Source organism: Thalassospira sp. HJ (genome assembly GCF_000948415.1).
Taxonomy (GTDB): domain Bacteria; phylum Pseudomonadota; class Alphaproteobacteria; order Rhodospirillales; family Thalassospiraceae; genus Thalassospira.
The window spans coordinates 337,422-359,513 of record NZ_JYII01000021.1; the positions used below are offsets into that span (position 1 = coordinate 337,422).

Sequence of the window (22,092 nt, forward strand, 5' to 3'; positions counted from 1 at the left end):
GCCACCACCAACGATTTGCAATAAGGGTCGGGTTCATGCCGTGTGTTTTCATGCCCCAACCATGTGCCCAAAAAGCACAGGCGTCAAGACTTTTGCGGCGGGGGTGTTGTTTCGGCATCGCGCAGCTCAAGATGAAGTGGCTGATGGCAATGTGGACAGGTCAGGATTTCGTCGCTTTCATTGCGATGGACATCGCGGATGTCTTCGATGATCCATTGCGCCTGTTCTTCACTGATGCCGAGTTCTTCCTGATGGGAACGCAGTTTGTGCCGGACCCGTTCGGTCAGACGTTTGCCCAGCAACTGCCGGGTGGCCTGATGACGGTATTCACTTTCACGGCGGCGCAGTTCGGCGTTAAAGGCCGATGCCAGAATACCGGCTGGTACGGCAACAATCCCGATCCCAGTGAGCGAGATGACACTGGCAAGAAACTTGCCAAATGGTGTGACGGGTACAACGTCGCCATAGCCCACCGTGGCAAGGGTGATGACGCTCCAGTAAAGGGCGTCAAGCAGGTTGGCGAACTGTTCGGGTTGGGCTTCGTGTTCGGCGATATAAATCGCGCCGGCACTGAACACCAGCATACAGGCCAGCGCCGCACTGGCCGCGCCAAAAATGCCAAGCTGCTGGCGAAAGACCAGCAACATCAATTCAAGCCCGGTGGAATAACGGGTGAATTTCAACAAACGCAGCAAGCGAACAATACGGATAAAGCGCAGATCAATGCTGGTGAAGAACCACAGGAAGATCGGCAGGATCGCCAGAAGGTCGATCAGCGCCATCGGGGTCAGCATATAGCGCAGACGCGCAAACCGGCCATCAAAGCGCGGATCATCCGGGGCCGACCAGACGCGCAAGCCATATTCGACAGCGAAAATCAGCGTGCAGATGATTTCGATCGCGGCAAACAGAAAGAAGTAGCGCTCGGCAAAGACCTCGACCGAATCAAAGATCACCGAGACGACATTGATGATGATCGCACTGGCCAGAACCAGATGCACCAGCAGCGAAAAGCGCGACTCCCGGTCGACACCATGCAGAAGTTTCTGTGTTCGTGATCGAAGGGTCGGTTTCATAGCACGCGTACTCGGTCCAGGCAATGGGTGCACTATTGCCCGCCAAGTTTTGCGCCAATCATTTCAGAAATGGTTAAACTACCCGACCGGGGTTAATCTGGCGGATCAGTAACCCTTTGCCGCGTGGATGAAATCAGCAATCTTGCGGGCATCCTTGACACCCTTGCTGCGCTCCACGCCAGACGAAACATCGACCCACGGTGCGCCTGAAATCTTTACCGCTTCGGCGACGTTGCTGGGATCAAGTCCACCGGCCAGCATCCAGTTGCTTTTGAAGTTCTGACCGGTCAGAAGCGTCCAGTCAAAGGACACGGCATTGCCACCTGGAAGGACGCTGTCCTTGGGTGGCTTTGCATCAAAAAGCAGGAAGTCGGCAACGCCGTCATAGTTCTTCTTGGCATTTTCAATATCGGCGGCTGTGCTGACCGAGATCGCCTTCATGACCTTGAGGCCAAAGCGTTCCTTGACCTCGGCCACGCGTTCGGGGCTTTCCTTGCCGTGAAGCTGAATGACATCGAGATTGCCCGCGTTGATGGCGTTTTCAAGTGCCTCGTCACCGGCTTCGACAAACAGGCCGACCTTATAGATGCTGTTGGGGACGCGCTCAGTCAGCGTCTTGGCACCCTTAAGCGATATGTGACGCGGGCTTGGCGGGAAAAAAACATATCCAAGGGCATCGGCCCCGGCACTCATGGCGGCAATCGCGGCATCTTCGCTGTTAATTCCACAGATTTTGACCATGCAGCTCATCGGGGCATCCTGTTCTTGTCTTCGCTCTAATCTTGGCAACAAATGCTTGTCGCGTCTGATTGACTTAACAGAAATGACCACGATCCAACAGGATATTTGCGTTTTGGCGTGGCTTTCCACTGGCAGGATAATCATTGCTGCGCTATTTTCCCGCCCATGAGCAAGAACACAGACCCTGCCGCGGGCGAAACCGGCGAAAACACAACCCATTTTGGTTTTCGTGATGTTCCCGAAAGCCAGAAGGCATCCATGGTGCGTGAGGTGTTCGACACTGTCGCCTCCAAGTATGACCTGATGAACGATCTGATGAGCGGGGGGGTGCATCGCTTGTGGAAAGACAGCTTCATCAACGAGCTCAAGCCGCGTCCGGGAATGAAGCTTCTCGACGTTGCCGGGGGCACCGGGGATATTGCGTTTCGCTTCCTGAAAAATGGCGGTGGGTCGGTCACGGTTTGTGACATCAATTACGAGATGCTCCATGTCGGGCGCGACCGCGCGGTTGATCACGGGCTTCTGAAAAACATCAACTGGACGGTGGGCGATGCGCAGAAATTGCCGCTGCCTGATCAGTCGGTTGATGCCTATACCATCGCCTTTGGCATTCGCAATGTGACCCGCATCGAAGAAGCGCTTTCGGAAGCCTATCGCGTGTTGCGTCCGGGCGGAAAGTTCCAGTGCCTTGAATTTTCCAAGGTCGTCGTGCCGGGGTTTGACAAGCTTTACGATACCTATTCGTTCAAGCTGTTGCCTGAAATTGGACGCTTCATTGCCGGTAATCGCGATGCCTATCAGTATCTGGCCGAAAGCATTCGCCAGTTCCCCGATCAGGAAACCTTCGCATCCATGATCCGGGCTGCCGGGTTTGAACGTGTGAAGTACCGCAACCTGTCTGGCGGGATTGCGGCCATTCATTCCGGTTGGCGGATATAAGGGCGTTTGACGCATGATCCGGTTTGTTCGTAACAGTTTCCGCCTGCTTGCCATGGCGCGCACATTGGCGCGCTATGATGCGTTGTTTCCTCTGGCCCTTGTGCCGGGTGGCAAGCTTGTCGCGTTTTTGGCCCGCCTGACAGCACCCTTTTCACGCCGATCCGATCTGCCGCCGGGCAAACGTCTTGCCCGCGCGCTTGAGGAACTTGGTCCGGCTTTCATCAAGCTGGGGCAAACCCTTGCGACCCGGTCTGATCTGATTGGGGATGATGTGGCGGCCGACCTTTCGTCGCTTCAGGATCGCCTGCCGCCCTTTTCGGCCAAAATTGCCAAGCGCATCATTACCGAACAGCTTGCCGAGCCGTTTGACATGCTGTTTGCCGAGTTTGATGAAGAACCGGTGGCCGCAGCATCGATTGCACAGGTGCATTTCGCGACCACGACCGACGGGCGCGAAGTCGCGGTCAAGGTGCTGCGCCCGGACATCCGGTACCGCTTTGCGCGCGACATGGATCTGTTTTACTGGATCGCGGAACTTGTCGAGCTGACCCAGCCGCGTTTGCGCCGCCTGAAACCGATTGAGACGGTCAAGGCGCTTGAAGACAGCGTTCATCTTGAAATGGATTTGCGGTTTGAAGCCGCCGCGGCATCGGAATTCCGCGACAATTTCGAAGATGATCCGACCTATTACATCCCGCAAATTGATTGGGAACGCACCGCCGAACACGTGATGACCATGGAACGGGTCAAGGGTGTGCGTATTGATAATGTCGAGGCGCTTGATCGCATGGGCATTGATCGATCCGACTTGCTTGCCAAGGCCGCCGGGGCGTTTTTCCAGCAGGTTTTCCGCGACGGGTTTTTCCATGCGGACATGCATCCGGGCAACCTGTTTGTCGATGAAAACGGCCGGGTCAGTCTGGTTGATTTCGGCATCATGGGCCGGGTGGACAAGCAGACGCGTCTTTATCTGGCCGAGATGCTTCTGGGCTTTTTGACCCGCGATTATCATCGTGTGGCAGAAGTTCACTTTGAAGCGGGCTATGTTCCGCGCAACCAGTCGCTTGAAAACTTCCAGCAGGCCTGCCGCTCGATTGGCGAGCCGATCCTGGGCAAGGAACTGGCAGACATTTCCGTTGGCCGGTTGTTGGGGCAGTTGTTCCAGATTACCGAACAATTCGGCATGGAAACCCAGCCACAGCTTTTGATGCTGCAGAAAACCATGATCGTTGCCGAGGGGCTTTCACGCATCCTCAGCCCGAACGAGAATATGTGGGAACTGTCGCGTCCGCTGATCGAAGACTGGATGCGTGAAAATCTTGGTCCGGAAGCCAAGATCAAGGAAGCCACCTTGCAGGCCGGATCCATGTTGCGCAGATTACCGCGTGTGCTCGAAGCCGCGGAGCAGGCATCATCGGTTCTGACCGAACAGGGCCTCCGCCTGCATCCGGAAACGGTTGCCGCCATGCGTGGCAAGGCGGGGAATGGCCAGAAAAAGTCAGGTGGTGTGTCGCGCCAGACCCTTGTGATGTGGGTGGCGATTGCGGCCCTGGCCGTGGCGGTTTACCTGAAATAATCAAATCATCCGCGTGGGACCTTCATGATGGCAGATGGCGATAAAACCATTGAAGTCAGTATCGATCGGGCGCGGCTTGATCTTGATTACTGCTATGATTTTATCGCGGCGTCCTATTGGTCTGGTGGGCGCACACGCGGCGAATTTGATCGATCAGTGGAAATGTCCTTTCCCGTCGGGGCCTATTGCGAAGGGCGTCAGGTCGGTTTTGCGCGTGTGGTCAGTGATCAGATTGCCATCGCCTATGTTGCCGATGTTTTTGTCGATCCGGATTATCGACGGATGGGCATTGCAGCACGGATGATCGAGGCACTCCATACCCATCCCGAATTGCGGCGTGTAAAGCGCTGGCTTCTGGCGACGCGCGATATGCAGCCGCTGTATCGTTTGCATGACTATGTCGACCTTGATGACATGATGATGATGCGCTTTGATGGCGACGCCCAAGGTCGCGATCCGCTGCGCTAGGATCAATCTTACAAACAAAAACGCCGCCACGGAGAGCCGGGCGGCGTTTTTTGATGGGGTAATCGCAAAGCCTAGCTTGCGCGGACTTCGTCAAGGAAGTTGCCGACTTCACCGCGAAGTGTGCCCGACTGGCTGTTAAGCTTGTCAGACGCGCCAAGAACCTGATGGGCGGCTTCGCCGGTCTGGCGGGCGGCTTCCTGCATTTCGCGGATGTGGTTGGACACTTCCTGCGTGCTTTGAACAGCCTGCTGAACCGAGGTCGAGATTTCCGTAGTTGCCTGACCCTGTTCCTCGACCGCAGCGGCGACCTCGGATGCGATTTCGTTCAGGTTGGCAATGATGCCGGTAATCCCGTCAATCGCGCCCACGGCCTGCTGTGTCGATCCCTGAATACCGGAAATCTGTTCCGAGATATCCTCGGTCGCGCGTGCGGTCTGGTTGGCGAGGTTTTTGACCTCGTTGGCGACCACGGCAAAGCCCTTGCCAGCGTCGCCGGCACGGGCGGCCTCGATCGTTGCGTTCAGTGCCAGCAAGTTGGTCTGTTCGGCGATTGCCTGAATGATCTGGACAACCTCGCCGACTTTCTGGGCCGAGACATCAAGCCCCTGAACCATCTCGTTCACCCGGGTGGCCTCGGTCGAAGCGTTGGCGGTGATGTTCGATGTTTCATTTACGCGTGCACTGATGTCACGGATGGAAACAGCCAGTTCTTCGGCGGCACTTGCGACGGTTTCAACGCTGTGGTTGGCCTGTTCAACTGCGGCAACAACGGCCTGTGAACCGGCTTCGTTTTGCTGGACTGATGCCACCATGGTCTGGGCGACTTCCTGCATTTCGCCAGATGCACCAGACACGCTGTCGACCACACCCATGACGGTTTGTTCAAACCGACCGGCAAGGGCGGTCATGGCATCGCGGCGCTTGGCTTCGGCGCGCTCGCGTTCCTGTTCGCGTTCGCGATCAAGCTGGGTAACGCGTTTGGCGTTTTCCTTGAAAATCTCAACCGAAGACGCCATTTCGCCGATCTCGTCATTGCGTTTGAGACCGGGAATATCGACATCCAGCTCGCCATCGACAAGCGACTGCATGGCGCCATTGATCTTAACCATCGGAGTCAGGATCTGATTGCGCAGAACGCCCCAGGTCACGCCGAGCAGCAGCACCAGAATGGCCGCGGCAAGGGCAAGCTGCACAATGACGGCCTGTTTGACTTCGGCGCTGACGCGGTCAAGCGACCAGGCGGTGACAAGCATGCCACGATACTGATCTTCGTCACGGCGTTTGGAATATTTGGTGATCGGTGCGGCAACGATGACGGCATCTTCGGTGATGAAGCTGACGACTTCCTTGTTCTCGATCTTTTCGAGATGCGGTTCGATCAGGGCAGCCAGATCATGCTCGCGCAGGTTTTCCGATTGATAGGTGCTGATGGCATCACCACCGGGATTGGCCGCGATCAGGCTTGCCAGTTGGGAGCCTTCCTTGTCGGTGATCTTGCGGAATTCCTTTTCGACCGATGCACCGTCCATGGCAATGAAGCCCGGCTGAACGGCAGTCGACAGCATTTCGGTTTTTTCGACCGATTCATTGTACATGATTTCGATCATGGCATTGCGCTGTGAAACTGTCTGGATCGTCATCATCGCGGCGAACCCGATGACAAGCAGCCCGACGATCACAAGAATCACTTTACGTCCGACAGACGCGCCGGATCTTTTTGGTTCAGCCATTTACGGTCTCCCACTCCTTCAAAGGCAGTATTCACCAATTCCCTAGTTCTGATATCGGCGGTCGGCCTGAAGCTCCGATCCTGGAGCCAACAATCAGGGTGTGACGAACTGTTACCCCGTGCTGCGTGCACAGTGGCCGGTTCGTACATTTATTTTCTCGTAATGCGACGCAAAGACGTGGCAGCTCACGTATTGGTTTATTGATTGACTATCGAAGCTACTCCATCCGGTAAAATCTCTGAAACAAGAAACGACCGGGGGCGCGAATATTCCATTTCCACAAAACCAAATGAATAAATCCACTTATTGGTAAGGCTTTTTTGGTAAATTATGCTCTCTTCTAATATAGCTGCACCCCGCCGAATCGGTCGGTGTCGCGATCCATCGATTTGACAGGCCTTCAAGGGGGCGATGGCATTTGCCATATAAAGGCAAATGCACCAGGGGAACGGGAATGGCGAAAGCTGCAACAACACGCAAGAAACGACCAGCCAAGAAGGCGTCGAAATCCACCGCAAGCAGCAAGGCTGCCAAGAAGGAAGACGTCGCCGCCACCACCACCCCTGATGACGCCGATCCGAAAGCCCATGATACCATCGCCAAGGCCGACGATGCGGCTGCGCGCAAGAGTGCCGAGGCTGCCGTGCAGCGCCGTCAGGTGATCAGCGACCTGTTTCAGCGTGGCCTTGCCGCTCATCAGGCAGGTCAGATTGATGATGCCATTCGCCTTTACAGTACCGCCCTTCGCCAGAACCCTAATCAACCCGATGTCTGGAACAACCTTGGTGTTGCGCTTCGCCGCAGCAAGAAATTTGACGCGGCCCTGATCGCCTACCGGAGGGCAGCAGACCTTCGGCCGGAAAATGCCGGAATGTGGTCGAATATGGGGAACTGCCTGCGTGAAATGATGCGCTTTGACGAGGCGCTTGTTGCGCACAAAAAGGCGATTGAGCTTGATGACAGTGTGAAGTCGCATACGTTCAATGCCGGGCTTGTTTACCGTGATATGAACCGTTTTGACGAGGCGCTTGAATATTTCGAGCGCGCGCTTGCGATCGATCCTGATTATGTCGATGCCAATTGGGACAAGTCATTAGCCCATCTTGCCCTTGGCAATTATGCCGAAGGCTGGGCGGGGTATGAAACGCGCCGCAAACTTGCCGATAATCCGATCCGTCCGCTTGAAACAGCACCCGAATGGGATGGCAAGACAGATCTGCGCGGCAAGCGGGTTTTGCTGCGCGCCGAACAGGGCTTTGGCGACATGATCCAGTTTGCCCGTTTCGTGCCGCTGGTCGCGAAAAAGGCCGGGCATGTGATCCTTGAATGCCGCAAGGAACTGATCCCGATCATGAAGACGGTTTCGGGTGTTGGCACTGTGGTCGAGAAGGGCCGGGCCCTTCCGGAATTTGATGTGCATGTGCCGTTGCTCAGCCTGCCGCATGTTATGGGCATTGGTGCGAAGGATCTTCAGAAGCTTTCGACTGATAGCTACCTGACCCCGCCGCAGGGCAAACGTGCGCGTCTGGCACCACCACCGGGTACTGCCCTTAAGGTTGGGCTGGTCTGGGCGGGTAAGCTTAATCCGCGTGATCGATCCTGCCCGCTTGAGACCCTGCTGCCGATTTTGTCGGCCAAGGGGGCAGCGTTTTATAGCTTCCAGATCGATGAGCGCCGGGCGGATATCGACAAGCTGGGGCTGCATGCCTTTGTCACGGATCTTGGCGATCACATTCATGATTTTGGCGACAGTGCCGCACTGATGCGCGAGATGGATCTGGTGATTACCATCGACAGTTCTCCGGCCCATCTTGCCGGTGCGCTTGGCGTGCCTGTCTGGATGTTGCAGCTTTACACCACCGACTGGCGCTGGATGGTCAACCGGTCTGACAGTCCCTGGTACCCGACCATGCGCATCTATCGTCAGGAAAAGCCCGATGACTGGTCCGCACCGATCCAGAAACTTGGCAGTGATTTCTCCACGCTCCTGCAAGCACGGCTGAATGCCGAGTAAAAAACGAACACGCCAGCGAATACTTGCCTTCGTGCCCAACTCGGCGTAGTTAAGCGGCTTGATTTTGTGGAATGCGGGTCTGGATGATGGCGCCATATGGTGATGTCCGGGCACATTCATTTGGCGAACCGATCTGGCGCAGGAGAATTCTTGTGAGCGAAGCTGCTTATAACAAAGGTTTCCCGGTTTCCTGGGAACAGATGCATCGCGACGCCCGTGCACTGGCATGGCGACTGTTGGAAAAAGGCCCGTACAAGGGAATCGTGGCAATCACCCGTGGCGGTCTTGTGCCTGCGGCCATCATTGCACGCGAACTTGATATTCGCCTGATTGATACGGTCTGTGTTCGCAGCTACTCTGACAAGACGCGTGGTGATCTGGAATGGCTAAAAGAAGTCGACGGTGACGGCACCGATATGCTGATCATTGATGACCTGGTCGATACCGGCAAAACCGCCAAGGCTGTGCGCGAAAAGCTTCCGAATGCGCATTTCGCTACTGTTTATGCCAAGCCACTTGGCCGCGAAATCGTTGACAGCTTCGTGACCGAAGTGTCCCAGGATACGTGGATTTACTTCCCTTGGGACATGGAACTGTCGGTTAACGCTCCGATCTCTGAACGCGTCCGTTAATCGGTCTGGGGGTACCATCCGTATTCCTTGTAAGGCCGATTGCCAGACAAGGAGATTTCAGGATGCCCCAATATTCACGCCCGGACTTCCATCGTATGTTGCATCAAGCGCGCCGATGGGCCGGGCGTTTGTGTTTGGGCAGCCTCTCCGTTGTCGCCGTGGCAGCAAGTTACTCGGCCCAAGCCCAGCAACTGTCCGAACGGGTCGCACGCGTGCAGTCATTATTGACGGCCGAAAGCGGCTATCGCCTTTCGGTCTTTGCCGAGGTCCCGAATGCCCGCACCATCGCCGTGGCGCCGGAACTGGGTGGTGTCTTTGTCGGCACGCGCGGGCGAAATCTTTATTTCGTGCGTGATGAAGACGGGGATGGCGTTGCCGAAAACGTCAATCTGATTGCCGATGACTTCAAGCTGGCCAACGGGATTGCCTACAAACCCGGTACCCTGTTTGTCGCTGATCAGCATCGCATCGTCTCATACGACCTTGCCAATTTTGATGGTGAAACCCTTGGTCGTCCACGCATCCTGTTTACCAATCTGCCCGATGAACGCCATCATGGCTGGCGCTATGCTGCATTGTCGCCGAATGGCGACCGTTTGTTCGTTGCAGTTGGGGCACCTTGCAATATCTGCAAGGTCAGGGGCCTTGAAGGCACGATCATTTCCATTCCGGTCAATGGCGGCGCCCCGCAGATCTATGCCAGCGGTATCCGCAATTCCGTCGGCGTGACATTCCATCCCGAAACCGATGAGCTTTGGTTTACCGATAATGGCGGGGATCGATTGGGAGATGATATCCCGCGCGAAGAACTTAATCGCGCAAGCCAATCCGGTCAGTTCTTTGGTTATCCATGGTATGCGGGCAGTGACACCAGAAGCCCGCAATTTTCCGATGAAGCACTGCCGGAAGAGGTCACTTTCCCGGAATTCACCTTCAATGCCCATAATGCACCGCTTGGCTTTACCTTTGACGGTGGCGATGCACTGGTTGCCCTGCATGGATCGTGGAATCGGACAATCCCGGATGGCTACAAGGTGGTTCGGGTCGAATTCATCAATGGTAAGCCGGTAACCGACAATCCGTTTCTGGGTGGCTTTTTGCGCAGTAATGGCGAGGTTATCGGGCGTCCGGTCGATGTAAAACACTATATCGACGGGTCGATCCTGATTTCCGACGACCATGCCAGCGCGATCTGGCGCATGGTGCCGGCAGGCTGAATTTCATGGGTTTGACCGGGGCAATTATTTGCGTGGATCGCATTGCGATCAGCTTGCGCTAAGCAGAAAAGCGGGCTATAAAACGCGCGCTTTGCGGGTGTAGTTCAATGGTAGAACGGCAGCTTCCCAAGCTGCATACGAGGGTTCGATTCCCTTCACCCGCTCCAAGCCTCTCCCCAAAATCATGACAGACCATGACGGATACATTTGTCGGTAGCCCATGTATTTATAAAATATTTGCGAATGATTATTAAAATCGTGTATGAGGGCGATTGAAGCTGTCGAGCATTCGAAACTTTTACTGGCAGCCTCAAACGGGGAATCATCGTGTCAGAATCAGCCGGTCAGGTTTCAGCAAGCTTGGAAGCCGTCGTTGAGAAATATTATGACGACTTGCTACAATTTATCGGTAAACGGTGCGGTTCCGAAGCCGTGGCCGAAGAAATTGTGCAAGAGACCTGGGTCCGGGCCAAAAGCGCACCTGTGCGGATTCCGGAAAACCCACGCGCGTATGTTTTTCGGATCGCACGTAATCTGCTGACGGATCATTATCGGCGAAACCACAATGCTCCAGAACCAATGGGGCGGTTGTTTTATCATCCGGCATGGTCATCGGAAGAGGATAGCGGGCCTGGCATTGTTGAAATTGACCAAGGCCCCTCTCAAGAAGACGTTGCTGCCGCCCATCAGGAGCTGCGTATCATTTCGAAAACGGTTGAGACCCTTCCGACAAAATGTCGCCAAGTCTTTTTGATGTATCGCGGAGAAGAACTTTCAATGCGAGAGATTTCTGAAAAGCTTGATGTATCTGTGAAGACGGTTGAAAACCATATTCGTAGGGCGATGTTGGAATGCCGTCGCAGTCTTCACAAAGCACACTCGGGTAAGTGAAAGTGTATTTTCGATTTTCGAGACCGGTCAGTTTGTCAGGTTTCAACGGATCCATGTTTGGTCCGTTATATCTCCGTGCGCTGCTGTTGGGGGCTTCTGACGGACGGGAGGCGATAGAATGACGAACCCCCAGAACATGTCGCCGCAACCAGTTTCAGAGGAGCTGTTTGATGAAGCGGTGATTTGGCACAGCCGGTTGCGTGAAGCTGATGAAAATACCGCGTCTGAACAGTGGAACGCGTTGATTGCGCAATTTGAACTTTGGCAGGCGCAATCCCCAGAGAACGCACGTGCCTATGCCGAAGTCGAACAGCTCTGGGGAAAGTTGGCCGTCCCGGTTAAGCACCAAGCACGGCAGGCGCAATCAAATAATGATCGCAAGCGACCGAAAAACCAAACTGCTCTCAAGCGGCATGGATATATGCGCCCCGTGATGGTAGCGGCGATTGCTGCGTGTTTGTTGTTGTTTGTCGGGCTTGGAACGGGAACCTACCCAGCCGTGAAGGGGATGTTTGACGACAACTTCATTTTCACGGAACACTCGGTTCTGACCAAGACGCTTCCAGATGGAAGTGTAATCAAGTTGAATGCGGCAAGTGCTGTGTCTGTTGAATTCGACGCAGAAACGCGAAGCGTGGATCTGGTGTCGGGGGAAGTCTGGTTCGAAGTTGCCCATGACACCAAGCGTCCGTTTGTTGTCCGCACCAAATTTGGTGATGTGACGGCACTGGGCACTGCATTCAACATTTCATCAGACGAGGATCAGGTGACGATCAGTCTGGAAGAAGGCAAGGTCGCGGTGGATTGGTTCGCTGCTGGCCCCGATGAGGTTGGCCGCAATGAGAAGAAGCATGTGACCCTGCTTGCAGGTGAAGCGACGACACTTTCATCCCGTGGCGTCGGACAACGTACGCATTTTGATCGCGTCGCAACCACGGCATGGCGCAAGGGCAAGATGGTTTTCTATCAGACCCCGCTTTCAGATGTGATTGATGTCCTCAACACCTATCACGAGGGGCATATAATGACTGTGAACCCCAAGCTGACTGACATGTCAGTCAGTGGTGTCTTTCGCACAGACGATATCGATCAGGTTATTGAAGCGATTGAAGGAACATTATCTGTTCGGGTTGTGAGACTTAGTAACTATCTGATATTGCTAATCTAAATCCCAATACGTCCACTGCTGTCCAGTTGTCTTGTTTTAGCGATTAAAAAAATGTTCCCGCTTCGTTAGGGGACTTGTCGATCTCCCGCGTCTTTATATGCATGACGAAAATGCGACCTATTCGCATGTGTATATTTGAAGACTTGGGGGACTGACGTGGTCAGCATAAAAAACATGAAACTTGGGCGGCAATTGATGATCGGGGTATCGTTGCTGGCCTTTCAAAGTGCGCTTGGTCAAGGCGCCTTCGCACAAGACGCCAATCAGCAGACACAAAGCCAGAAACTGTTCCAATTTGATATTCCAGCGCAGCCATTGCCGCAGGCTTTAACTGCATTCTCTGATGTTACCGGGATCCAGATTCTTTATACGGAACAGTCGATTTACGGACATGATGCGCCTGCGCTGGCAGGTGAATATAGCGCAGATGAGGCGCTTGATGCGTTGCTTAGTGGCAGCGATGTCGACTTCAGCTACACATCAGGAAATTCGATTACATTGCGCCGAAAGTTGGCCAATAGCGACGAGGGCGAGGTTACGCTCGACACGATCGAGATTATTGGTACGCGCCAATCGCGATACGATAGTCGGTATGCGGAAACCGGCACCATGATCCCCAAGGATGTGACAGATATTCCCCGCACGGTGGATGTTATCCCCGAGCAGCTGTTGCTTGATCAGCATGCGCAGGAACTTGAAGAAGTTTATCGGTTGTCGCCGAACGTTGTGAATATGGATGGCTATGGTGGCAGCCGAGAAGATTTTCTTATTCGTGGTTTCCGACGCCGTGACGACATTTATCGCAACGGTGTAAGGCTTAAGACCAATGGTCGAATGAACCCTTCCACCGTGGAAAACGTGCAGATTGTAAAGGGACCGGTGGCAGAAATTGGTCAGATGACACCAGGCGGGCTGGTGAATGTGATTACCAAAAAGCCGGAATACGAGCAGCGCGCGCATGCGGTTACGAACTTTGATGAGCATGGTCAGAAACAGGCGCTCGTCGATGTGACCGGACCGCTCGGACAGAATGATGCGCTTGCCTACCGGATTACGACATCCGCAGAGGATAGCGAAAATTTCCGTGATGCGAGCATTGAACGGCAGTTTTTGAACAGTTCTGTATCATGGATGTCCGATGGCGGTTCACTGGTTGATTTCAGTTATGAATACACCCATGATGAACGCCCCGTTGACCGTGGTGTGGTTACGGTTCCCGGAAGCGGCAGCAGTCGCGAAATCGCAGATGTGTCACTTGATACGCGATTTGATCAGGCGAACCTGAACAACCGTGATGTGACCACACACATCTGGGAACTTGATAACTCTGTCCCCGTCTTTGATGACGCATGGTATCTCGAAAGCAAGCTGTTCTATGCCTATGAGCAGGTCGACGAGCTTCGCAACGAGGTGACCAACGTATCAAGCACAGGCGTTCTGACCCGCCGTGTTCAGGGCAATGATGATCGTGAACTCAGCACGGCATTCGGCCGGATGCAGCTTCGTGGTGAAGCGGATCTTTGGCGACCGGTTGACCTGGTTTCCGGGGTGGAGGTGCGCCATCAATATGAAACCTGGACCAACTTTGTCGGTGCAAATCAGGTAGGGGGGACTGTTTCGAACCCGTCCTCGTTCACCTTGACCGATGACAGTAACAATCCATCGTCACGTAGCTACAACGAAATTGAACAATTGTCATATGGACCTTATGCACAAGGTGACTTTCATGTCACCGATGATGTGACAGTGACACTTGGTGCACGCTACGAGATTTATGACAACGAGAAGAGCCAGGAGGACAAACTTAGCGGTGCATTGTCTGGTGCAGATCCTAAACGGGATGGCAAACTGACGAAATCGGCAGGGCTTCTATGGAAACCGGTTGATTCCCTGTCTCTGTATGCCTCCTATGCGGAGACTTTTCAGTCACAGAACATTTATTCAGGTAATGCAGGGGTCATCTCTGTCTTTGCGCCTGAAGAAGGGCGTCAATATGAAATTGGAGCGAAGTGGTCAGGATGGAATGACCGATTGCTGTTAACCGGTGCGCTGTTTGATATTGAGCAGGAAAACGTCGTGGAGTCAGTGAATGGTACGCCGCAACTGACCGGTGGCATCCGTTCTCGTGGTTTCGAAAGTTCGATTACAGCGACGCCGGTGAAGGGGCTGAACCTGCGCGGGAGCGTTGGTTTCCTTGGTTCAGAAATTGTCAGTGATAACGATACCAACGGCAACCGCCCGGCCAACACCCCGGATATGACGGCAAACCTTTGGGCGAGTTACGAGTTTCAGAATGCCGCCAGCGATTTAAAGGGCCTTGGTTTTGGCGGCGGTTTGACCCATGTCGGTGATCGTTACGGCAACAATAACCACACGTTCGAACTGGGTAGCTATACCGTCTATGATCTTGGGGTCTGGTATTACCTGCCGCTTAGAAATGAGTCGCGGGTTCGCTTTGACCTTGGGGTCAAAAACGTCACGGACGAGGATTATTACGTAGCGTCAGGCGGGAACTTCCGCGTCAGTGTCGGGAACCCTCGGACCGTCTTTGGCAGCATCAGAGTCGAATTTTGATGCTGCGGCGCTGGAAAGTGCCAGTGAAGTTGCCAGTCAAACCGATCGGGTTTGACTGGCACAGCTGGATTGGTGTGTATCTGGGGCTGATGCTGTTTTCTATTTGCTGGAGCGGTGCTTTTGCCGCTTTGTCATCGGAAATCGATTGGCTTTTGATGCCCGCATCCCGTGCCAGCAGCCATGACGGCAGTTTCGATTTTTCTGCGGCGTTTGCGGTCGTCAAAAGCACGTATCAGGATGCCAAAATCGAACTTGCAGAGGCCCCCGCAAACCAGGTTTCAGCCGCAAGGTTTACGGTCAAAGAACCGAATGGGGCCCGATATTTTGTCTATGTGGATCCGACGACAATTGAGGTAACCGGACGGCAGTCCATCTTTACGGTTCAAAGATTTTTTCGCGAGTTCCATGAAGCGTTTTTCGGGCTTTATGGCGTGGGAAAATTCCTTGTCTGTCTGTTTGCCATTCCACTGTTTCTGTCGATGTTGTCGGCATTTTATTTCTACAAGCGTTGGTGGCGGCGCTTTTTTCAACTGCGTGTGGGCAAAACAAATATCAGCCTGTGGAGCAGCCTGCACAAACTTTCCGGCCTATGGAGCCTATGGTTCGTTGTGATTATGGCGTTCACCGGTGCATGGTACTTATTTGAAGAAGCGCGCTACAAACTTGGCGATGAGAAATTTGCGCTCGTCGATTCTTACCCGCTAGCTGTTCAACAGTTACCCGTCCCGGATAAGACGGGGGAGGCGCCATTGGCCATAAGTGAGCTGTTGGCGATTGCCCAGGTCGAGCGCCCTGATATGCAGATCAAAACGATTCAGCCTGATCGTGGTGGGTATTTTTATGTTATCGGGCAAGCAGACGATCTTCTGGTTCGTGATCGCGCGAACAAACTGTTTATCAACCCCATGAACGGTGCGGTGGAATTCAACCAACATGCCGAAGACCTGAATGCATATTGGCGGTGGTCCGAAACGGCTGATATCTTGCATTTCGGGTCATTCGCCGGTCTTGGTAGCAAGATTGTCTGGTTTATTTTCGGCCTTCTCTTGGCGGGCTTGTCGCTGTCTGGTGCCTGGCTTTATGTAAAGAAGCAAAGAAACAAAAGACAAGGTAGATGGCCGTACGCCGATATTGCCGCCTGTATTGCTTTGGTTGTTCCAGTCTCGGTCATGCCGATTGTCTGGGTGTATTTGCATCGTGTTGGCGGCAAGATCGATGGCCAGTATGTGATGGCCGAACTGCCAGGCGAGGTGACGGTATTTATCGTCGGATGGGCGGTCGTAACGCTTATGATCGAGATACTCTGGGTGTTAGGTATCTTCTCAATCAGGCGCGAGAAGTTTAGAGAACCCCGGAAAGTTGCGTCACGGAGCCGCGTATGAGTAACCCTTCATGCGGGCTTCCTCGTCGCTGCAGATTTTGCTGCTGGTCTGGGTGAGGTCGGCGAAGCGTGGATCAAGGGTGCTGAGGTAATTGCCCTTGCCATCGGCAATGAACAGGCAGCGTCCGGTTTCACCATCAAGGCGTTTGCCCGCCCGCCAGTCTACTGGGGAAATCATATCGCCACCATGGATGCCGATGTCGGCATTATCCGCATCGCGTGACAGGCGATCATACCGATGGGAATAGCCGGCAACCGGTAATGCTTCGCCGTCGCTGATCATGGCGGCCGCTATATCGCGTTCGCCAATGCCGCATTCCATGACCGGGAAGTCATCGGTCTTGCCCGCGCGTTCCTGATCGCCGGGCCAGCAATGGACATCAAACGGGGCCATGGCGAAATATTTGCGCAATTGCATGGCCGACGACATGCCGCAATCCCAGAAACTGCCGTTATGCAGGCATTGCTGCCCGAGTTCGGGGGCATCCATGCCGGCAATATCAACGACCTGTCCGGCAATCATGATGGTGTCGCCATCAATGACATGCACGTCACGCCCCTTGGCGACGAGACCATCCGTATCAGAAAGCTCGGACGCGTTGTCTGCGGCATGAACAGGGTTGCTGTGCCAATGCAGGCCAAAGGCAACGATCGCGGGGATGGCAAGAAGGATGATCAGGCGGGCAACGCGTTTCACACGGACCTCAATGAAATGCAGGAATAGGTGAATGACACTACGGTCATGGCAAAAGAACAAGCAAAAAGAACGGCAAAATGATGACGCGTTCCACGGGGACCGCGTGCCGATGTGGCATTGGCATCACGGGTGCCATGCACAATAACCGGATGCATTGACGAGCATTTGGAGCTACAAGCGGATTTATTCTTTGCTGTCAGGGAAGCTTGTTTGTTCCGTCTGCAACCCATCTTTTTCGTTGTCGGGGTGATGGTCATTATCATCGGTATATCGATGATGGTGCCGTCTGCTGTTGATCTTTATTACGGCAATCCGGACTGGAAAATTTTTGCGCAGGCCTCGATCACGACAATCGGGCTTGGCGGTATGGCGTGTCTTGCCTGTCGATCCGATATCGGGCCGCGGGTGACGGCACGGCAGGGGTATGTTCTGACCGTGGTGTCGTGGATTGCGATCAGCCTGACAGGGTCCTTGCCGCTTTGGTATTCATCCCTTGAAATCAGTTTCTGCGATGCGGTTTTTGAAACCGTTTCGGGCCTGACAACGACCGGATCGACGATCCTGTCGGGGCTTGATCATTTGCCGCCGGGCTTGCTGATCTGGCGGTCGATCATGCAATGGCTTGGCGGGATCGGGATTATTGTGACGGCCCTTGCCTTGTTGCCGATGATGCGGGTTGGCGGCATGCAGCTTTTCCAGATGGAAAGTTCCGACCGGTCGGAGAAACTCAGCGGTCGTATGCGCGACATGTGCCTGCAGATTGTTCTGATCTATACGGTTCTGACCCTCGTCTGCATCGTGCTGTATCGGATTTTCGGCATGCGGTGGTTTGATGCCATCAATTACGGCATGACGACGCTGTCGACCGGGGGCTATGCGACATCGGATCTGTCCTTTGCCAAGTTTGACACCAGCCTGTCGCTGCACTGGATTGCCATCCTGTTCATGTTTATTGGCGGCTTGCCGTTTACGGCCTATGCGGTGTTCCTGCGCAAGCGCGCGATCAAGGCCGTGATTGGCAATCAGCAGATCAGACTGTTCTGCCTGATCATTGCGGGCTTTACGCTTTTGCTGACCGTGCGGCTGGTGCAGATTTCCGATGACAGCATCATCCGGTCGCTGACTATGGCGGCGTTTAACCTTGTTTCTGTCATCACGACGACCGGCTTTGCGTCAGGCGATTATCTGTTGTGGGGCCCGGCGGCGGTCATGCTGTTTTTCTTTGCGACACTTATTGGCGGCTGTTCGGGGTCGACATCGGGCGGGTTCAAGATGTTTCGCCTGTATGTCGTGTTTACCGGGCTTCGCACCCATTTCATGCGGCTGCGCAGCCCGTCAGCCGTGGTGGTCAGTCGCATCGATCGTCATGAAATTACGTCTGACATCTATAACGCCGTCACGGTCTATGTTTTCCTTCTGACCATCAGCTATATCGCGGTGACGATTGCACTGGGTCTGACGGGGCTTGATCTGATTACCTCGATGAGTGCGGCGGCGACATCGCTTGCCAATGTCGGGCCGGGGCTTGGCAACATCATCGGGCCTGCGGGCAATTTCCAGTCGCTGCCGGATTCCGCGAAATGGATCCTTGATGTTGCGATGGTTTTGGGTCGGTTGGAGTTCGAGACACTCCTGGTGCTTTTGATGCCGTCCTTCTGGCGCGACTGATCTTTCCTTTCAAATTCAGTGTTGTCTTGTCCCGGTTGTGACGGTTGCCACAGACCGTGGGTTTTCTTTGCGTCATTTTCGCGCAGACGATAAGTTCGTAGCGCTAAAAACGAAGAAACAAACATTGGACACGGACATGAAACTGCAAAAGAAAATCGCGACCAAAACTGTCGGGGCCGTTGCCGTCCTTTTCCTGATGGGTGCCGTTTCGGCCTGCTCGCCCGAGGTGGGGAGTGACGAATGGTGTAATGACCTTAAGGAAAAGCCGAAAGGTGACTGGACCGCAAACGAAGCGGCCGATTTCGCCAAACATTGCCTGATGTAATTGGCGTTATTGCCTGATCGCTTTTGGATGCGGTCGGTCGATTCTTTTTCATAGTCTGGATATGTCGTCTTTATGGCGGCTAAATCCGCCCTTTGACATCTGCTTGGCGGTGGTTCAGTCGAAGGGCGGATTTTTCATATCAAGCCGTTGAAAAACAGCGTGGAACAATCCGTTGTCTGGTGCGTTCGAACCACAACAAAGCTGCGCATGCTTGCAATGCACCAAGGTAGATTTGCGTTGCCCTGATTAATCCCTATAATGCGCGGCCCGCGAATGATCGCGGCAGTCGAATATGACAACAATTTTTTTGCGAGGTTAGACAACTATTATGAGTGCCGAAAATCTCCATGTCGGTGTGATCGGCGCAACCGGTGCGGTTGGCGTCGAGCTGATCAACGTAATGTTTGATCGCAAGTTCCCTGTGGGTGAACTCACCCTGTTCGCTTCCGAGCGTTCAGCGGGCAAGACCGTGGAGACTAAGTTCGGCACTAAGACCGTCGCGCTGTTTTCTGTTGAAGAAGCCAAGCAGTGCGACATTGTCTTCCTTGCTGTTTCCGGTGATTTCGCCAAGGAATATGCACCCAAGATCGCCGAAGGCGCGCTTGTGATTGATAACTCCTCGGCGTTCCGCCTGAATGACGATGTTCCGCTGATCGTGCCGGAAATCAATGGCGACCTTGCCAAGACGGCAAAACTGATCGCGAACCCGAACTGCACCACGGCAATCGCCGCAGTCGCACTTTGGCCGCTGCATCAGGCCTTTGGCCTGAAGAAAGTGATCGTTTCGACCTATCAGGCTGCATCGGGTGCCGGTCAGCCGGGTATGAACGAATTGCGCGAAGGTCTAGCTGCCGGTCTTGCAGGCAAGCCGGTCCCGGCAGAGGTGTTCTCATCCCCGCTGGCCTTTAACGTGATCCCGCATATCGATAGCTTCCAGGACAACGGTTATACCCGTGAAGAAATGAAAGTGACCTGGGAGACGCGCAAGATCTTTGGCGCGCCGGATCTTCCGGTATCGTGCACCGCGGTTCGTATCCCGACCGAGCGTACCCATTCCGAGGCCATCGTGGTTGAAACCGAAAAGGTTGTTACCCCGGACGCCGCACGTGAAGTTCTGGCAAAGGCCAAGGGTGTCAAACTTGTCGATGATCCGGCAAACAACAAATACCCGATGCCGCTGACCGCGACCGAACAGTATGACGTCGAAGTTGGCCGCATCCGTACCAACCTGATCTTTGGTGATCATGGTCTGGAACTGTTTGTTGCTGGTGACCAGTTGCTCAAAGGTGCAGCACTTAACGCCGTTCAGATCGCCGAGGCATCAATCGCCGACTGATCGCGCTGCTTTGCGAATTAAAAGAAAACACCCCCGGCAGAGCATTCTGCCGGGGGTGTTTTTGTATCTGTTGCTGTCTGATTAGCGCGATCAGGACAGCGAGATATGATCGCGTCCGGATGCCTTGGCGGTATAAAGCGCGTTATCAACGCGTGCCATCAGGGTATCGAGGTCTTCGCCGTCACGATATTCCGTGACGCCGGCGCTGATCGTGACCGGGATATGATCGCGGCCAAAGCGGACCGGGGCATTGCGCACATCATCGGCAAGATCGCGCGCCTTGGTCAGGGCTTCCTTGCGATCCTTTCCGGGGAACAGGATGACAAACTCGTCCCCGCCCCAGCGGCAGATCACGTCTGCATCCTGAACATTCTGGCGGATCATGGTCAGAACTTCGCGAAGGGCGGCATCCCCGCCCGGATGGCCATAGCCATCATTGATTTCCTTGAAGCCATCAATATCAAAGCACATGACCGACAGGGATGTTTTCTGACGCTTGGCGTTCTGCGCTGCCTGAGCAAAGAGCATGTCAAAGACCTGGCGGTTAAAGGTGCCAGTCAGCTTGTCTCGTGATGCCAGCTCTTCGAGGCGTTTCTGATAATTACGCACGGTCAGGAAGGCAACCAGCCCGACCACCACAGTTATCAGAAGTGAAATCGCGATATTGATAAACAGCGTGTTTTGCAGGCGTTCGTCAGATGAATAGTCGCTTTGTTCGACAATCAGAAGCCAGCCGAATTCTGGCACCAGACGGCTGTTGACGAAGTAGGTATGCCCACCTTCCTCATAGCTGATCGAGGCACCCGGCGAGGTCAGGATCTTGGTCGCCTGATTGCGCATGCCCGGACGTTCCTGCAGGCTATGCGCATCGCCAAAGCCACTGCCGCGAAGGGTAACGTGGCCTTCGGTATCGATGAAATAGATCGTGCGGCCATATCGCGCCTGATAGGTTTCGATCAGGTTGGTGACGGAACTCACCGCAAGGCCGACACCGGTAATCCCGATAACGTTGCCGTCATAATCACGCACCTGATAATTGACGAAAATCGACAGGCGCGACCGATCGACCGTGTCGTGGTCGATATTGATTTCATAGGGCTGCTTGCTGTCGCGGGCGCGGAAATACCAGCCATCGGCGGGATCATCTTCGTGCACCTGCTTGATCACCCCTGTCGGGTGATAGTAATTGCGCGTTTCTTCCGAGATGAAATAGGACGTAATCGTATCGTAGCGCGACTGGATTTCGCTGAGATATTTGGTGATCTGTTCCTGATCTTTTTCGCCGGAAAGCGCCCAGTCACGGAAGAACGTGTCATGGGCCATTAGCGAGGAAATGAAGATCGGCTGCAGAAGATCGCGCTGGATTTCGGAATAGATATTGTCACTGGTAAGCGGCAGCGTGCTTTCGGAGATTTGTTCTTCAAGCGAATCCCGGGCGACATAGAAGCTGACAAAACTCGTGGTCAGGAACCCGACCGCAAGCAGAACGCACAGAACAATCGCGAAGTATAGTTTCTTTCCCCGCACGGGAAGCTCCCCAAAAGACAGTCAAAAGGTGGCATTCGATGATTGGATACATCGTTTTGATCCGCCCTAATCTAGGGGAAACTGCGTCATGTTGCACGACACAAAATCAATTGCCGGCAGGTTTGTCGGGGC

The 22,092-nt window shown here is 54.2% G+C and carries 18 protein-coding genes and 1 tRNA gene; 14 read left to right on the plus strand and 5 right to left on the minus strand.

Going from position 1 to position 22,092, the window contains the following annotated elements; translation table 11 throughout:
* Positions 1-83 precede the first annotated feature (83 nt).
* Together UF64_RS19330 and UF64_RS19335 are read right to left on the minus strand one after the other, a co-directional pair.
* Positions 84-1,076, minus strand: a complete 993-nt coding sequence (locus tag UF64_RS19330) for an ion transporter (RefSeq protein ID WP_044830217.1) — start codon at positions 1,074-1,076, stop codon at positions 84-86.
* Between the two features lie 105 nt (positions 1,077-1,181).
* Positions 1,182-1,826, minus strand: coding sequence for a phosphoribosylanthranilate isomerase (locus UF64_RS19335; protein ID WP_044830218.1), 645 nt, complete (start codon positions 1,824-1,826; stop codon positions 1,182-1,184).
* A gap of 156 nt (positions 1,827-1,982) precedes the next feature.
* On the opposite strand from UF64_RS19335, the gene ubiE reads away from it, so the two are divergent.
* From ubiE to UF64_RS19350, 3 genes are read left to right on the plus strand one after another with little or no spacing between them, the layout of a single operon-like run.
* Positions 1,983-2,756, plus strand: a complete 774-nt coding sequence (ubiE, locus tag UF64_RS19340; RefSeq protein WP_044830219.1) for a bifunctional demethylmenaquinone methyltransferase/2-methoxy-6-polyprenyl-1,4-benzoquinol methylase UbiE — start codon at positions 1,983-1,985, stop codon at positions 2,754-2,756.
* Positions 2,757-2,769: 13 nt separating this feature from the next.
* Positions 2,770-4,332 (plus strand): 2-polyprenylphenol 6-hydroxylase, encoded by a 1,563-nt coding sequence (gene ubiB / locus UF64_RS19345; RefSeq protein ID WP_044830220.1) that lies wholly within the window; start codon positions 2,770-2,772, stop codon positions 4,330-4,332.
* A gap of 27 nt (positions 4,333-4,359) precedes the next feature.
* Entirely contained in the window at positions 4,360-4,800 is a 441-nt protein-coding gene (locus tag UF64_RS19350) for a GNAT family N-acetyltransferase (RefSeq protein ID WP_044830304.1), read from the plus strand.
* A gap of 71 nt (positions 4,801-4,871) precedes the next feature.
* Here the strand turns inward: UF64_RS19350 and UF64_RS19355 are convergent, their stop codons facing one another.
* A complete protein-coding gene (locus UF64_RS19355) occupies positions 4,872-6,530 on the minus strand; it encodes a methyl-accepting chemotaxis protein (protein WP_044830221.1) in 1,659 nt (552 codons plus the stop codon).
* 454 nt (positions 6,531-6,984) lie between these two features.
* Here UF64_RS19355 and UF64_RS19360 point away from each other — a divergent pair, with 454 nt between their 5' ends.
* The 8 genes from UF64_RS19360 to UF64_RS19395 all read left to right on the plus strand — a co-directional run bounded on the left by UF64_RS19360 (position 6,985) and on the right by UF64_RS19395 (position 16,408).
* Positions 6,985-8,544 carry a tetratricopeptide repeat protein gene (locus UF64_RS19360; protein WP_044830222.1) on the plus strand — a complete coding sequence of 520 codons (1,560 nt, stop codon included), beginning with the start codon at positions 6,985-6,987 and terminating at the stop codon, positions 8,542-8,544.
* A 152-nt stretch (positions 8,545-8,696) separates the two neighbouring features.
* The gene (gene gpt, locus UF64_RS19365; protein WP_044830305.1) at positions 8,697-9,176 is read left to right on the plus strand and encodes a xanthine phosphoribosyltransferase; all 480 of its coding nucleotides are present in this window, start codon (positions 8,697-8,699) and stop codon (positions 9,174-9,176) included.
* 62 nt (positions 9,177-9,238) lie between these two features.
* The gene (locus UF64_RS19370; protein WP_052657712.1) at positions 9,239-10,393 is read left to right on the plus strand and encodes a sorbosone dehydrogenase family protein; all 1,155 of its coding nucleotides are present in this window, start codon (positions 9,239-9,241) and stop codon (positions 10,391-10,393) included.
* A gap of 93 nt (positions 10,394-10,486) precedes the next feature.
* A tRNA-Gly gene (locus UF64_RS19375) sits at positions 10,487-10,560 on the plus strand.
* A gap of 160 nt (positions 10,561-10,720) precedes the next feature.
* Positions 10,721-11,284: an RNA polymerase sigma factor gene (locus tag UF64_RS19380; protein ID WP_044830224.1), complete on the plus strand. Its 564-nt coding sequence runs from the start codon at positions 10,721-10,723 to the stop codon at positions 11,282-11,284.
* A 118-nt stretch (positions 11,285-11,402) separates the two neighbouring features.
* Positions 11,403-12,452 (plus strand): FecR family protein, encoded by a 1,050-nt coding sequence (locus UF64_RS19385; RefSeq protein ID WP_044830225.1) that lies wholly within the window; start codon positions 11,403-11,405, stop codon positions 12,450-12,452.
* A gap of 156 nt (positions 12,453-12,608) precedes the next feature.
* Entirely contained in the window at positions 12,609-15,026 is a 2,418-nt protein-coding gene (locus UF64_RS19390) for a TonB-dependent receptor (RefSeq protein ID WP_052657713.1), read from the plus strand.
* Positions 15,026-16,408 (plus strand): PepSY domain-containing protein, encoded by a 1,383-nt coding sequence (locus tag UF64_RS19395; RefSeq protein WP_044830226.1) that lies wholly within the window; start codon positions 15,026-15,028, stop codon positions 16,406-16,408. The genes UF64_RS19390 and UF64_RS19395 overlap by 1 nt, the downstream gene beginning before the upstream one ends.
* Here UF64_RS19395 and UF64_RS19400 read toward each other — a convergent pair.
* Complete coding sequence (locus UF64_RS19400; protein ID WP_044830307.1) at positions 16,391-17,104, minus strand: thermonuclease family protein; 714 nt, start codon at positions 17,102-17,104, stop codon at positions 16,391-16,393. The two genes, UF64_RS19395 and UF64_RS19400, sit on opposite strands and share 18 nt — an antisense overlap.
* A 210-nt stretch (positions 17,105-17,314) precedes the next feature.
* On the opposite strand from UF64_RS19400, the gene UF64_RS19405 reads away from it, so the two are divergent.
* The 3 genes from UF64_RS19405 to UF64_RS19415 all read left to right on the plus strand — a co-directional run bounded on the left by UF64_RS19405 (position 17,315) and on the right by UF64_RS19415 (position 20,433).
* Positions 17,315-18,772: a TrkH family potassium uptake protein gene (locus UF64_RS19405; RefSeq protein WP_235285169.1), complete on the plus strand. Its 1,458-nt coding sequence runs from the start codon at positions 17,315-17,317 to the stop codon at positions 18,770-18,772.
* Between the two features lie 136 nt (positions 18,773-18,908).
* The gene (locus UF64_RS19410) at positions 18,909-19,097 is read left to right on the plus strand and encodes a DUF3012 domain-containing protein (RefSeq protein WP_044830228.1); all 189 of its coding nucleotides are present in this window, start codon (positions 18,909-18,911) and stop codon (positions 19,095-19,097) included.
* Between the two features lie 328 nt (positions 19,098-19,425).
* The gene (locus UF64_RS19415) at positions 19,426-20,433 is read left to right on the plus strand and encodes an aspartate-semialdehyde dehydrogenase (RefSeq protein ID WP_044830229.1); all 1,008 of its coding nucleotides are present in this window, start codon (positions 19,426-19,428) and stop codon (positions 20,431-20,433) included.
* Between the two features lie 90 nt (positions 20,434-20,523).
* On the opposite strand, the gene UF64_RS19420 is transcribed toward UF64_RS19415, so the two are convergent.
* A complete protein-coding gene (locus UF64_RS19420; RefSeq protein ID WP_044830230.1) occupies positions 20,524-21,960 on the minus strand; it encodes a sensor domain-containing diguanylate cyclase in 1,437 nt (478 codons plus the stop codon).
* Between the last annotated feature and the right edge of the window lie 132 nt (positions 21,961-22,092).